The sequence below is a fragment of the Methylobacterium phyllostachyos genome (assembly GCF_900103445.1).
In the GTDB taxonomy this organism is placed as follows: domain Bacteria; phylum Pseudomonadota; class Alphaproteobacteria; order Rhizobiales; family Beijerinckiaceae; genus Methylobacterium; species Methylobacterium phyllostachyos.
In genome coordinates, this window is record NZ_FNHS01000012.1 from 185,098 (window position 1) to 198,191 (window position 13,094).

The 13,094-nt window shown below is 70.1% G+C and carries 11 protein-coding genes; 10 read left to right on the top strand and 1 reads right to left on the bottom strand.

Features of this window, described 5'->3' with window-relative positions; genetic code table 11:
• Positions 1-59: 59 nt before the first annotated feature.
• Complete coding sequence (locus BLQ49_RS19875; protein ID WP_091718823.1) at positions 60-1,358, bottom strand: transglycosylase SLT domain-containing protein; 1,299 nt, start codon at positions 1,356-1,358, stop codon at positions 60-62.
• A gap of 426 nt (positions 1,359-1,784) precedes the next feature.
• On the opposite strand from BLQ49_RS19875, the gene BLQ49_RS19880 reads away from it, so the two are divergent.
• The 10 genes from BLQ49_RS19880 to BLQ49_RS19925 all read left to right on the top strand — a co-directional run bounded on the left by BLQ49_RS19880 (position 1,785) and on the right by BLQ49_RS19925 (position 13,078).
• Positions 1,785-2,975 carry an inositol-3-phosphate synthase gene (locus BLQ49_RS19880; RefSeq protein WP_091718825.1) on the top strand — a complete coding sequence of 397 codons (1,191 nt, stop codon included), beginning with the start codon at positions 1,785-1,787 and terminating at the stop codon, positions 2,973-2,975.
• 221 nt (positions 2,976-3,196) lie between these two features.
• Complete coding sequence (locus BLQ49_RS19885) at positions 3,197-4,126, top strand: HD domain-containing protein (RefSeq protein WP_091718827.1); 930 nt, start codon at positions 3,197-3,199, stop codon at positions 4,124-4,126.
• Between the two features lie 59 nt (positions 4,127-4,185).
• On the top strand, positions 4,186-5,367 hold the full coding sequence (locus BLQ49_RS19890) for a class I SAM-dependent methyltransferase (RefSeq protein WP_091718829.1): 1,182 nt from the start codon (positions 4,186-4,188) through the stop codon (positions 5,365-5,367).
• Complete coding sequence (locus BLQ49_RS19895; protein ID WP_091718831.1) at positions 5,367-6,362, top strand: Gfo/Idh/MocA family protein; 996 nt, start codon at positions 5,367-5,369, stop codon at positions 6,360-6,362. The genes BLQ49_RS19890 and BLQ49_RS19895 overlap by 1 nt, the downstream gene beginning before the upstream one ends.
• A gap of 217 nt (positions 6,363-6,579) precedes the next feature.
• On the top strand, positions 6,580-8,181 hold the full coding sequence (locus tag BLQ49_RS19900; RefSeq protein WP_091718833.1) for a YcaO-like family protein: 1,602 nt from the start codon (positions 6,580-6,582) through the stop codon (positions 8,179-8,181).
• Positions 8,178-9,050 (top strand): sugar phosphate isomerase/epimerase family protein, encoded by an 873-nt coding sequence (locus BLQ49_RS19905; RefSeq protein ID WP_091718835.1) that lies wholly within the window; start codon positions 8,178-8,180, stop codon positions 9,048-9,050. Before BLQ49_RS19900 ends, BLQ49_RS19905 begins: the two co-directional genes overlap by 4 nt.
• Positions 9,051-9,210: 160 nt before the next feature.
• Positions 9,211-10,449: a glycosyltransferase family 4 protein gene (locus BLQ49_RS19910; protein ID WP_091718837.1), complete on the top strand. Its 1,239-nt coding sequence runs from the start codon at positions 9,211-9,213 to the stop codon at positions 10,447-10,449.
• Positions 10,450-10,463: 14 nt separating this feature from the next.
• On the top strand, positions 10,464-11,222 hold the full coding sequence (locus tag BLQ49_RS19915) for a PIG-L deacetylase family protein (protein WP_091718839.1): 759 nt from the start codon (positions 10,464-10,466) through the stop codon (positions 11,220-11,222).
• Entirely contained in the window at positions 11,212-11,841 is a 630-nt protein-coding gene (locus tag BLQ49_RS19920) for a uracil-DNA glycosylase (RefSeq protein WP_091718927.1), read from the top strand. Before BLQ49_RS19915 ends, BLQ49_RS19920 begins: the two co-directional genes overlap by 11 nt.
• A 151-nt stretch (positions 11,842-11,992) precedes the next feature.
• Positions 11,993-13,078, top strand: coding sequence for a lysylphosphatidylglycerol synthase domain-containing protein (locus tag BLQ49_RS19925; RefSeq protein ID WP_091718929.1), 1,086 nt, complete (start codon positions 11,993-11,995; stop codon positions 13,076-13,078).
• Positions 13,079-13,094: the final 16 nt, after the last annotated feature.

The window sequence follows — 13,094 nt, forward strand, 5'->3', positions numbered from 1 at the left end:
CGGCTTCCGCTTCTGTCCCTCTCCCGCAGAGGGGGGAGGAGGGAGAAGCGGAACGGTCGTCACACACCGTCCGGCGGCAGCGCTTCGGTCACCTCGATGCGGCGGTTGCTCACAGCCGGAGCCACCTCGTCGGTGCTGGCGACATCCGTCTGGGCCTGCGCCTTGTCGAGCGCCTCAGCCACAGCGGCGACCCCCTGGTAGCGGGTGAGCCGCCGGTCGATCATGTCGTCGAGCCGGTCGTGCAGTTCCGCCACCGTCAGGCTGCGGCGCTTGCCGCCGGCCTTCTCGGTAAACAGGCTGCGGTTGGCCCGGGCCGCGCTCCGGAACTCGTGTCCCGCCACCTCGTCGGGCTTCTCGGAGGAGAGCGACAGGAAGCGGCCGGCGCTTGCCGTGCCCAGGAAATGCGCGAGGTAGAGCTCGGTCTTGGTCAGGGCACGCCCGACGCGGGCCTCGATCCGCTCGCGATCGCGCTTGATCAGCTCGGCCGCCATCAGGGCCGCCACGCGCGGGTCGTTGCGCAAGCCGAGCACCCGTGCCCGCATGGTGCCGGCGACCGTGATCCCAGCGCCCCGGCCCTTCACGGCAGCGGCTTCCTCGGACAGCCCGTAGCGCGCGCCGTAATCGCGGATCATCTCCAGCCAGGTCCGGGTGACGAACTGGAACAGACCCTGCGCCGAGGAGGTCGCGGCCTTGGCGTCCGTGTCGAAGCTCGATTCCTTGTCAGCCAGCGCCATCATGTAGACGGGATCGACGCCGGCCTCGTCGGAGGCCTTCACGATCGTGTCCACCACCTTGCGCGGCACGGTGCGCTCTCCGAACCGCACGGCGTCCTCGCCCTGCGCCTGCGTCACCCGCGGCAGGGCGGCGAGGTCGTCTTGGATCAGGGTCGTCGTCGCCGGCTCCTGCTCCGGCACGGGCAGGCCGTTCCACGCAGATGTCGGATCAGCGGATGCGTCCTGCTGCGTCTCGCGCCGTGTCTCCTCCGGGAGATCCTGATCGAGCGTCGAGCGGAGGGCCATATCCTGAGCCGAGGGCTCCGGCGTCGCCGTCTCCTGTGCCCGGGTTCCGGACGCGAGGGCCTGGGCGGCGCGTGGGCTCGTATCGACCCGGTCATGGGCCTGGGCCGGCGGGGCGAAATAGGCGGGCGCGATGGCGGCTTGCGGCAAGCCGAACCCGGCGGCGAGGCCCAGGACCAGCGTCCCGGAGACCTGGCGAAGCCGATCACGGCCAGACCGGCGCCCCATCTTGCGGCCGGCCCGCGGCAGCCACGCCACGGCTTCATCCTCGAAACGGCTCGCGCTGGGCACGAGTCGGCTCACGTCGTCGGCGCAGCGCGCCGGCTCCGGGAAAACCCCCATCCTCAATCCTCTTCAGATCGGTCCTTGCGTCGGCCCGGCGTCTGTCGGCCGGGCTCTTTTGAGCGGCGGCCGTATCGGCGCCGGCCGTGACCAGAATGGGACGACCCCGTGATCCAAGCGTGGCACGGTCAACGAAGGGTTAACCGTGCGCCTTAGCTGCGCTTTAAGGATGCGGATCGCCGCAATTCAGAGCGGGGCCGTTACACGCGAAGCCGGCGCCAAGCTCTTGTTTTGATGAGTTCCCTCGCAACGGACAGGGCGTCGTCTTGCAAGGAATGTGTATCTGCGAGGGGCAAAGTTGTCGCATTCGGGTTGGAACGCCGCAGCGATGAGCCAGTTAGGTACGGCCCCGGGGGGGCGAACTTTCCGTCCCAGGACGGACCCTTCAAGACGCCACCCGCGTCCGCACAAGGACATCTATTTCCAATGAGCATGCAGTCCGGTCGCCGCGTCGGTGTCGCGTTCGTTGGCATGGGTGGCGCTGTCGCCACCACTGCCATCGCCGGCATCGAGATGATCAAATCCGGCTCGAACCGGCTCGACGGGCTGCCGCTCGCCGGCCTCTCCGTGGCGGGCATGGCCGATTACAAGGACCTTGTCTTCGGAGGCTGGGACCTGAACGGCGACGACCTCGCCACCGCCGCCAGCGGCCACGGCGTCCTCTCGAAGGACGATATCGAGGACGGCGCCGAGGCCCTCAAGGGCATCACGCCCTGGCCGGCGGTCGGCAGCGCGAAGTTCTGCAAGAACATCGACGGCCAGAACCGCATCGTCGCCAAGGACCACCGCGAGGCGGTCTCGGTCATCGCCAACGATCTGCGGCGCTTCCAGAAGGAGAGCAACCTCGACGACGTGGTTGTCGTGAACCTCGCCTCGACCGAGCGCTGGCCCGACCTCAACGACCCGACCCTGAACTCCACGGCCGCCTTCGAGAAGGGCCTGGATTCGAGCGACGAGGCGATCTCGCCCGCGATGCTCTACGCCTACGCGGCGATCAAGAGCGGCATCCCCTACGCCAACTTCACCCCGAGCGTGGCGGCCGACGTACCGGCGCTCCTCGACCTCGCCAAGGAGCTGAACGTCCCGGTGGCCGGCAAGGACGGCAAGACCGGCCAGACCATGATGAAGACAGTGCTGGCCCCCGCCTTCAAGGCGCGTGCGCTCCACGTCGATGGCTGGTTCTCGACCAACATCCTCGGCAACCGCGACGGCCTCGCCCTGAATGATCCGAACTCGCTCCAGTCGAAGCTCAACACCAAGGGTACGGTGCTCGACTCGATCCTCGGCTACCCGGTCGAGGACCACCTCGTGCACATCCACTATTACCGCCCGCGCGGTGACGACAAGGAAGCCTGGGACAACATCGACGTCACCGGCTTCATGGGTCAGCGGATGCAGGTGAAGGTGAACTTCCTCTGCAAGGACTCGATCCTGGCGGCCCCGCTCGTCATCGAGATCGCCCGCGTGCTCGACCTCGCTCACACCCGCGGCGACGGCGGCGTCCAGGAGCAGCTCTCGACCTTCTTCAAGGCGCCGATGGTCAAGAACGGCCGAGGGCCGGAGCATGCCTTCGGCAAGCAGGAGCAGATGCTGCGGGATTGGCTCGGCGTGCACTGAACGAAGGTTGAGGTCTCAGCACTGCGCGAACTCTCCTCCCCCTTGCGGGGAGGAGTTGAAGGTGGGGGTGGTTCAGGACCAGGCGGAGCGGTGCCGTCTGCACGACCCCCACCCCTGACCCCTCCCCACAAGGGGGAGGGGATCCGCGTGTTCACGCCCGAAGGTCGGCGGTTCGAGATGTGGTCACCGTCCGAACTGCGACTGGTTGCCTGAAAGAAACGATGTCCAGCGAGACCCATCCGTCCCAACCCGGAGCCGCCGCGCCCGAAGCGTTGCGCGACCTTCTGGTCGAGATGAACGACCTCAAGCGCGTCCGCTCTGCGGGCCGCACGGGCTCGATCGCCGAGAGGCTGTTCGCGCAGGGGTGGGGGCTCCTGACTGGCGGCGCCGCGCCTGATGATGTCGCCCTCGATATCACCGCCACGACGCTCGCGGCGACGCGCCTGTGCGATCTCGATGCCGCCTTCCTGACCGCGGCCGGCCTCTCGGAGGAGGCGGCTTCCGCGGTACTGGTCGCGGGTTTCGACGCTGTGACCGACGCGCTCGACCCCGCGCTCCGCGATCGCCTGCGGGCGCGCCTCTCCCCGCGTCCCGCAGCCCAACCCGGTGCCCTGCCAGGCTTCGTCACCGCTCTGGCGCAGCAGCCGCGGGCTGGCGTGACCTGTCCCGGCCGTGCCCGCATTCTGCTCGAGCCGCCGGAGAACCACGCCGAGCATTGCCTGATCGTGGCGGTCTACGGCGTGTGCCTCAGCCCGTTCTACCGGGCCGATCCTGGCACGGTTTTCCTAGCCGCCATGGCCCACCACTTTCACAACGCCGCCATGCCGGATGCCGGCTTCACCGGTGAGATGCTGCTCGGCGACCATCTCGGCCCGATCATGGCCACCACCACGGCCTGGGCGCTCGCCGAACTCGCCGAACCCCTGCGGGGCCAGGTCGAGCGCGCCCGCGCGGTGCTGCCGGACGACGCCACCGGCGAGGGCCGCGCCTTCCACGCGGCGGACTGCATCGACCGTGTGCTCCAGATCGCCCAGCACCTACGTGGCGCCTCGACCACGATGGGGATGGTGCTTGACGAGTGGGAGCTGGTCCATGCCGGGCCGGTGAAGGGTTTTCACGATCGCGTCCTCGCCGACATGCGCATCCCTTGAGCGCACGTCCCTTGATCGCCGGACCCCGCGGCCCATCTGCCCGGGCGGTCGCGAGAGCCATGATCCCGTTCGAACTCCAAGCGCCGGACACCGGCAATCCGCTGAAGGCCGACGGCCCGCACGCCCTGCGGGACGCCGAGACCGGTGCACGCTGGCCCGTCATCGACGGGATCCCGTATCTGCGGGTCAACCGTGAGGCACTGGTCGAGCGGGTTCTGGCCCATCTCGACGCGGGCGAGCCCGATGAGGCGCTGGCCGCCCTGCTGGTCGATCAGGACGATTGGTGGAACGGTCCGCCCGCCGACCCGGCCGGGATCATCCAGCTCGTCAAGGACCGGCGCACCGCCACCCTGCGCGATGCGGTCGACCGCCTCGGCTGGGGCCGGGTCGGCGATTACTTCCTGCATCGCTGGAGCGATCCGACCTTCCTGGCCGGGCTGTCGCTGCTTGAGGCGCACTGGAACGAGCCTTCTTGTGTCTTCGAGTTCGCCTGCGGCATCGGCCACTATCTGCGCGAGTTGCAGCGGCGTGGCTGTAAGGTCGCGGGGGCCGACGTGGTCTTCGCCAAACTCTGGGTTGCCCGTCACTGGGTCGTCGCCGAGAAAGCGCAGCTCGTCTGCTTCGATGCGGGCTCGCCGCACTGGCCGATCCCGGGGGCGCCGGTCGATCTCGTCGCCTGCAACGACGCCTTCTACTTCCTCGACGACAAGGCGGCCCTGCTGGAAAACCTTCGCCAGAATGCCGGCGACGACGGCTGGCTCGCGCTGAGCCACATCCACAACCGCGACTGCCCGGGCTTCTCGGCCGGCCGCGCGGTGACGGCCGAGGAGATCGCGGACCTCTTCCCCGACGCCCTGGTGTACGACGATGCGGAGCTGACCCGGGCGCTCGTCGAGGTCCGGGCACCGGCGCCGCAGGAGCCCACCGCCCTGCGGACCTGCGAGGCCTTCTCGGTGGTGTGCGGACCCGGGATGCGCCCGGCGCCCCGCGCCCTGATCGACGGTCTGACGCTGCCGAAGCCCGGCACGGTGTTGCGGCTCAACCCGCTCTATGCGCCCGAGGGTGACGGCTACGTCATCCGCTGGCCCTCGGAGCGCTACGAGGCGGAATACGCGCCCCGCGCCACCTACCCACTGCACTCCCCCGGCCCCGAGCAGCTGACCTTCGAGGGCGAGCCCGACGCGCCGGAGACCCAACGCGTTCGCGTTCGTGAGTTCGTCGACCTGCCGGAGCGGTGGTGATGGACGGGGTCGGCTGGGGCATCGTCGGCTACGGCTGGGTCGCCCGCGACTACATGGAGCCCGGGATCCGAGCCGCCGGGCATCGGCTGGTCGCGGTCTGCGATCCCGATCCGACGAGCCGCTCGGCGGCGGAGCGGGCAGGTGCCCGCGGCCATGCCGACCTCGCCGGCCTGATCGCCGAGCCCGAGGTCGAGGCCGTCTACGTGGCGACGCCTAACCACCTGCACCGCGGCGCCGTCGAGGCGCTTGCCACCGCGGGCAAGGCGATCCTGTGCGAGAAGCCGATGGCGGCGACACTGAGCGACGCCGAGGTCATCACCCGAGCCGTCGAGTCACAAAAGATCTTTTACGGGACGGCCTTCGACCAGCGCCACCACCCGGCCCATCGGATGATCCGCGCGCAGGTCGAGGCGGGGCGGCTCGGTACGGTGACGGCGGTGCGGATCGTCTATGCGTGCTGGCTCGGGCGCGACTGGTCGGAGGCCGGCCAGCCGAACTGGCGGATCGACGCCGCCCAGGCCGGCGGCGGCGCATTGATGGACCTCGCGCCGCACGGGATCGACCTGGTGGACTTTCTGGTCGGCGAGCCGATCACCGCGATCGCGGCCCTGACCCAGACCAAGGCCCAGGATTACGCGGTCGATGACGGCGCCCTGCTGATCGGGCAGACCGCGGGCGGTGCGCTGGCGAGCCTGCACGTCGCCTACAATTGCCCCGACGCGCTGCCCCGCCGCCGCCTGGAGGTGGTCGGCACGAAGGGGATGCTCGTTGCCGAGAACACGATGGGCCAGGTTGCCGGCGGGTCGCTGACCTTCATCGACGGCGCCAGCGGCCGCGCGGAGCCGCTCGCCTTCGACGTCGAGAGCTCGCCCTTCACCGAGCAGGTGCGCGCCTTCGGCTCGGCCCTGCGCCGGCCCGAGGAGCGGGGTGCCTACTCGGCGTCCCGTGACCTTCACACGATGCGGCTCGTCGCCCGGGCCTACGGGCAGGGGTAGCGGACAGGATATTCGATCACGGAACCAACCCAGGCCTCTCCCTCCCAACCCCTCATCCTGAGGTGCCCGCGCCAGCGGGCCTCGAAGGAGCCCTCCAGAGGACGCCGCGATCCCTGGAGCCCTCCGTCGAGGCCTCCGCTGCGCTCCGGCACCTCTGGATGAGGGGAATGGAGAGGATGGGCCGGAGGCGACGGTTCGAGGAAGACGGAAACACGACGTGAGCAACGCAGACGCCTTCCACGACCAGGATGATCGCGCCCGCCACGAGCGGATCAAGGCGCCACGCCCCTACCGCTTCGGCGCCAAGCGGCCGATCGAGGGCCTGCCCGAGTCCCTGCCCGATCCGGTCAAGGCCTATCTCGACGTCCTGCCGGAGGGGCGCATCGTCGGCTTCCCGCTGGCGCCCCTCGACCGCACCGGCATCCCGGTCTGGTTCGTGGCCTTGTTCCTCGACGACCCGTTCTTCGTCGGTGCAATGCCCTCGGGCATCGGCTACGGCGCCACCGACGACGAGGCGCTGATCGGCGCGGTGGCCGAGATCGCCGAGAATCTGATGCCGTCGCTCGCGGTGCTGCCGCGGGCCAAGGAGCGGGCGAGCTACACCGACCTCGCCCGCGTCTACGGTGCGAACTCCGTCGCCGACCCGCTGACGCTTTGCCTCCCGGCCGGCTCCCCGGTCGGCCGCGACACGGTGCTCGAATGGACGCCGAGCGTCCGCCACGCCACCGGCGAGATCGTGCTGATGCCGCTCGACGTGGCAGCCACCGACTATTTCGAGCTGTCCGAGGGCTACAAGCCCTTCACCAATCTGATCACCAACGGCCTCGGCGCCGGCCCGGACGTACCCTTCGCGCTGGGCCACGGCGTGCTGGAATTGCTCCAGCGGGACGGCAACGGCCTGCTGTTCCGGGCGCTCGACCAGGGGGTGATGCTCGACCTCGACGGGATCGGCCCGGAGAACCGCGCGATGCTGGCGCGGCTGAGGGAGCTCGGCATCCGGGCGCTGCCGAAATTCGCCACCGATCAGTTCGGTCTGACCAACCTCTACGTCGTCGGCTACGATGAGGACCCCTCTCGCACCCCGGCGCCGATCGCCCTCTCGGCCTGCGGCGAGGCCTGCGATCCGGATCGGGACCGGGCCCTGCGCAAGGCGCTTCTGGAATTCCAGGCCGCCCGAGTCCGCAAGACCTTCGGACACGGCCCCCTCGACATGGCCGCCACCGTGACCCCGCCGGGCTATGTCGATGCGTTCATCCAGAAAGCCCTGCCCAGCCTCGACCTTGAGGAGAGCCGCGCCCTCCAGGCGATGCTCGAATGGATCGAGATGCCGGCCGCCGATCTGCGCGGCGTGCTGACCGACACCGTCTATTCCGAGCGCAGCACCAAACGCTTCTCGGATCTGCCTTCTACCCCGGCCGCCGACGGCCATGCGCGGGGCAAGATCGCCTGCGATCGGCTGCTCGAAGCCGGGTTCGACGTCCTGTACGTCGACTGCACGCCCCCGGGTGGCGGGGTCGGCGTCGTGAAGGCGATTGTGCCGGGGCTCGAGGTCGAGACCATGAGCTACTACCGGATCGGCGAGCGCAACACGCAGAAGCTCCTCGACCGCGACCATCCGCTGATCAAGTTCGGCACCAAGAGCGAGACGCTGCGCCCGGTTCGCCTCACGCCGGAGGCCCTGGAGCGGTTCGGCGGCCAGCCGTTGTTCGATACCGCGCTGGCCGAGCGGATCGTCGGGCGGCACTATCCGCTCTACCGCGAGCCGGAATCGCACCACGCGCCGTTCCGCCTCGGTCAGCGGCAGGGGAGGGCGGCATGACGCTCCGGTTCGCCTACAACACCAACGGCGCGGCCAACCACCGCCTCGACGACGCGCTCCACCTGATCAAGGCCGCGGGCTACGACGGCGTGGCGCTGACCCTCGACATCCATCATCTCGACCCGTTCGCCGATGCCTGGGCGACGGAAGCGGGCCGCGTGGCGAGCCTGTTGGAGAAGCTGGAACTGACCTGCGTCATCGAGACGGGGGCCCGCTTCCTGCTCGACCCCAACGCCAAGCACGAGCCGACGCTGGTGACGGCCGATGCCGCGGGCCGCGCCCGGCGGGTTGGCTTCCTCAAGCGGGCGGTCGAAATTGGCGCCATGCTCTCCGCCGAGGCGGTCTCGTTCTGGGCCGGGGTACCGAAGCCGGGCGTCGATCACGGCGAGGCCCGGCGCTGGCTGGCCGAGGGGCTGCACGAGGTCGCCGCCTTCGCCACGGAATCTGGAGTGGTGCCGTGCCTTGAGCCCGAGCCCGGCATGCTGATCGAAACGCTCGACGATTACGCCGCCCTCGACATTCCGGGGCTGAAGCTCGCCCTTGATACCGGGCACTGCCTCGTCACCGGCGAGCGCGAGCCGGCGGCGGCCGTGCGGGAATTCGCCGACCGGATCGGCACCGTGGCGATCGAGGACATGAAGCGCGGCAGCCACATCCACCTGCCGTTCGGCGAGGGCGACATGGACGTGCCCGGCGTGCTGGAGGCGCTGGAAGAGGTTGGCTTCGGCAAGCTGATCTGCGTCGAGCTGTCCCGCGAGAGCCACCGGGCCGACGTGATGATCCCGCAGGCGCTCGACTACCTCCGCGGCTGCCGGCGCCCCGGGCCGTTGCTCGCCGGCGAGCAGGAGACGCGGCGGCAATGGCAGTGAGGGCGGCGAACGTTCTCTCCTCCCCCTTGCGGGGAGGAGCCGGAGGTGGGGGTGGCGCAGGATCGAGCGCGATGGTGCCTTCTGCACCACCCCCACCCCCACCCCTCCCCGCAAGGGGGAGGGGAAACCGCCAGATTGCGGCCTCCGGTAGCGCACGGCCATGAGAATCCTCTTCCTCAGCCGCCGCTACTTTCCGGCCATATCCGGCATGAGCGTTTACGCGCAGAATCTGCTGCGCGAGCTGGCCGGCGCCGGCCACGACGTGACGATGATCTCCCAGTATCGCGGTGATGCCTTCGGCACCCGGGTCTACGGTGGCGGCCCGCCGCCGCCGGTGCCGGGCGTGCGGGTGATCGGCCTCGAACAGCTCGGCGAGCAGACCTCCGGCGACTTCGAGCGCGACATCGCCACGATGGTCGACGCCATCGCCCAGGAGCACGCCCAAAAGCCCTTCGACATCCTGCACGCGCAGTACGGCTACCCGACTGGCTGGGCAGTCCTGCTCGCCGCCCGCAAGCTCGGGGTGCCGAGCGTCGTCTCGATCCAGGGCGGCGACGGGCACTGGGTCGGGTCGTGCTGCGAGACCCACCGGGTCGCCATGTGCGAGGTGCTGGCCCATGCCAACGCGCTGCTGATCGGCGGCGCGTCCTTCGTGGACGAGGTCTGCGGGCGGCTGGGCTCGGACCCGGCCCGCTTCACCATCGTGCCCGGCGCGGTCGACACCGACCGCTTCGCGCAGGGGACGCCCGACGGGCTGCCGGCCCCCCATGCCGGTTCGGTGCGGCTGTTCTATCACGGCCGGGTCGACCGCCGGAAAGGTGTGCTCGACTTCATCGAGGCCCTGGCGCTCTTGCGCGCGCAGGGCACGCCCTTCGCCGCCACCATCTCGGGCATCGGGCCCGATGTCGATCCGGCCAAAGCCCTCGCCGCGGAGCACGCCTTCTCGGAGCGCGAGATCGCCTTCACGGGCTACGCGGAATACGGTTCCGTGCCCGATCTCTACCGCCGCGCCGACGTGTTCGTCTCGCCGACTTACGCGGAGGGTTTCTCCAACACGATCCTGGAGGCGCTGGCGGCCGGGCTCGCCACGGTCTCGTGCCACGCGGTCGGCGTCTCGGACTGCCTGCGCGACGGCGAGAACGGGTTGCTGGTCAATCCGGGCGACGTGCCGGCACAGGCCGCTGCGCTGACCCGGATCATCACGGACGCCGACCTGCGTCGCCGCATCGCGACGGCCGGCTTGGAGGAGTGCCGGCGGGTCTATTCGTGGCACGCGGTCGGGCGGCAGATCATGGAGGTCTACGCCCGCGTCCGCGACGAGAAGCCCGCGACCGATTTCGCCGAAGACCTGCCCTACGATCCGACCTGCCGCTTCCGCGCTGAGCCGCATCTGCTCTGAGGCCCGGCGATCCCATGCCAACCGCGCTCGCCCTCTCCCCCCATCTCGACGACGCGGCCTTCTCCTGCGGCGGCCTGTTGGCGCACCTCGCGCAGGGCGGCTGGCGGGTGGTCATGGCGACCCTGTTCACCGGGAGCGTCGCCGATCCGAAGGGCTTCGCGCTGGCCTGCCAACTCGACAAGGGCCTGTCGGCTGAGATCGACTACATGGCGTTGCGTCGGGGTGAAGACATCGAGGCCGCCGTCGCACTCGGCATTGCCCCGCCCGTGCACCTGCCGTTCCGGGAGGCGCCGCACCGGGGCTATGGCTCGGCGCCGGAGCTGTTTTCCGAGACCCGCCCGGATGATGGCATCGCGGCCGACCTCGCACCTGCCATCGCGGAGCTGATCGCCGCGCAGACACCGGATCTCCTCCTCGCTCCGCAGGCAATCGGCGGCCATGTCGATCACGTCCAGGCGGTCCGGGCGCTGCGCGGCCTCGATCCGCGACCGCCGATCCTGTGGTGGCGCGACTTCCCCTACACGGTGCGCGAGGCTGCGCCCCGGGAGCCGCTCGCGGCTCTGTTCGCGGAGCTTCCCGAGGCGACGGTGACGCTCGATCCGGACGCCCAGGCCCGGAAACGCTCCGCCTGCGCGGCCTATGCGAGCCAGATCGGCTTCCAGTTCGGCGGCGCGGCGGGCCTCGACGCGCGGCTCGCCCGGGAGAACGGCATCGAGTGCTTCCGCCTCTCGGGTCGGCTCGGTGCGGCTATCCCCGGTCTCGATGCCGGCTGAGCCGCACGCGCCGAAATCGCTGGCCGATCCCGACGCCCTGGCGGCCCGCCGCGCGCTGATCGAGGCGCCGCACATCGCGCCGATCCGGGCGCTCGCCGCGCAGATCTCCGCCGAGCGCGCCGCCCCCGTCCCCATACCTGACCCGCTGGACGGTGGCGTCGGCGCCCGGATGCTGCTCCTGCTGGAGACGCCCGGCCCGGCCGTGCTGTGCACCGGCTTCGTCACTCGCGACAGCGCGAACGGCACGGCCGCCAACCTGTTCCGCTTCCTCGCCGAGGCCAAGATTCCCCGGGCCGACACCCTGATCTGGAACGCCGTGCCGTGGCTGATCCATCAGGCGGGCGCCCTCAACCGCGCGCCCCGCCGGACCGAGGTTTTGGCGGCCGCCCCCTATCTGGCGCCGCTCCTCGATCTGCTGCCGCGCCTCACCGTGGCGGTCCTGGCCGGCCGTTATGCCGCTGAGGCCGAGCCGGCGATCACGGCGCTGCGTCCCGGGTTGCCAGTGATCCGGATACCGCATCCGAGCCCGACCTACGTCTGCACGTCGCCGGCGGTGCCGGCCCGGATTCGGTGGGGCCTCGGCGAGGCGGCCGCCCTCCTCGCTCGGGCAACCGGCTGAGGATAGAGGATCCGTTCCGGCGGCACCTTCCCTGGCCTTGCGCGTGGGTTCGGCCTACATGCGGGGCAACGGGCCGCGGTCCGGGAGACTTCGGCACGGGCTGATGCCCTGCGGCCGGACCGCGCAGCCGGAAGGGCGGACGCCGAACGGCATGAATTTTCAGGATCAGCACCGGAAACCGGCCGAGCCGGTTGAGCCGGTCCAGCAGGAGGCCTCGGCCGCAAAACGCAAGAGCCGGCGCAACCGCTATGCCTGGATCGGCACGGCCGCCAGCATCGTGCTGTTCGCGGTCTCCCTCGGCGTCCTCTGGAAGCTCGTTCAAAGCGTGAGCTGGGCGGAGGTGCGCAGCGCGATCGCGGCGGCGACCGGCCGCCAGCTCGGCCTGGCTTTCCTGTTCGTCAGCATCAGCTACCTGTTCCTGACCGGCTACGACGCGCTGGCCCTGCGCCAGCTCAGAATCAAGGTGCCCTACCGGATCACGGCGCTTGCGTCGTTCACCAGCTATGCGGTGAGCTTCACCCTCGGCTTCCCGCTTCTGACCGCCGGCACCATCCGCTACTGGATCTATTCCCGGCAGGGTCTGACCACGCCCAAGATCGCGGCGCTCACGGTGATCGCCGGCTTCACCTTCTGGCTCGGCATGGGCGTGGTCCTGGGCTTGAGCCTGATCATAGAGGCGGGTCAGCTCGCCGGGCTCGCCTTCACGTCGATCCGGATCAACCAGACGGTGGGTCTCGTCGCCCTCGCCTTGGTGCTGGGCTATCTCGCCTGGGTCTCGGCCAAGAAGCGCAGCATCACCGTCAAGCATTGGCGGCTCGAACTGCCCGGCGCCTCGGTGTCGATCGGCCAGATGCTCGTCGGCATCGGCGATGTCTGCGCGGCGGCGGCGGTGCTCTACGTGCTGCTGCCGCAGGAGACGACGATCGCCTTCACCACCTTCCTGGCGGTCTACGTGCTCGCCGCCATGCTGGGCATCGCCTCGAACGCGCCGGGTGGCATCGGCGTGTTTGAGGCGACGATCCTGCTCGCCCTGTCGAGCCTGCCGCGCAACGAGGTGCTGACCTCGCTGCTGCTGTTCCGCGGCTGCTACTACGTGGTGCCGTTCGTGACTGCTCTGGCCATGCTCGGCCTCTATGAGATCGTGAAGCGCGCGGGCGGCGCGCGCGATTCCGGCCCCCCGGAGGGGACGGCCGGTCCGTCCGGACGCGGGTGGCGCGACGGGTCGGATTCCCGCTGACCGATCCGGCCGATCC

Coding starts and splice junctions, on each gene's coding strand:
- BLQ49_RS19875 (WP_091718823.1), bottom strand. CDS start 1,358: ATGGGGGTTTTCCCGGAGCCGGCGCGCTGCGCCGACGACGTGAGCCGA.
- BLQ49_RS19880 (WP_091718825.1), top strand. CDS start 1,785: ATGAGCATGCAGTCCGGTCGCCGCGTCGGTGTCGCGTTCGTTGGCATG.
- BLQ49_RS19885 (WP_091718827.1), top strand. CDS start 3,197: ATGTCCAGCGAGACCCATCCGTCCCAACCCGGAGCCGCCGCGCCCGAA.
- BLQ49_RS19890 (WP_091718829.1), top strand. CDS start 4,186: ATGATCCCGTTCGAACTCCAAGCGCCGGACACCGGCAATCCGCTGAAG.
- BLQ49_RS19895 (WP_091718831.1), top strand. CDS start 5,367: ATGGACGGGGTCGGCTGGGGCATCGTCGGCTACGGCTGGGTCGCCCGC.
- BLQ49_RS19905 (WP_091718835.1), top strand. CDS start 8,178: ATGACGCTCCGGTTCGCCTACAACACCAACGGCGCGGCCAACCACCGC.
- BLQ49_RS19910 (WP_091718837.1), top strand. CDS start 9,211: ATGAGAATCCTCTTCCTCAGCCGCCGCTACTTTCCGGCCATATCCGGC.
- BLQ49_RS19915 (WP_091718839.1), top strand. CDS start 10,464: ATGCCAACCGCGCTCGCCCTCTCCCCCCATCTCGACGACGCGGCCTTC.
- BLQ49_RS19920 (WP_091718927.1), top strand. CDS start 11,212: ATGCCGGCTGAGCCGCACGCGCCGAAATCGCTGGCCGATCCCGACGCC.
- BLQ49_RS19925 (WP_091718929.1), top strand. CDS start 11,993: ATGAATTTTCAGGATCAGCACCGGAAACCGGCCGAGCCGGTTGAGCCG.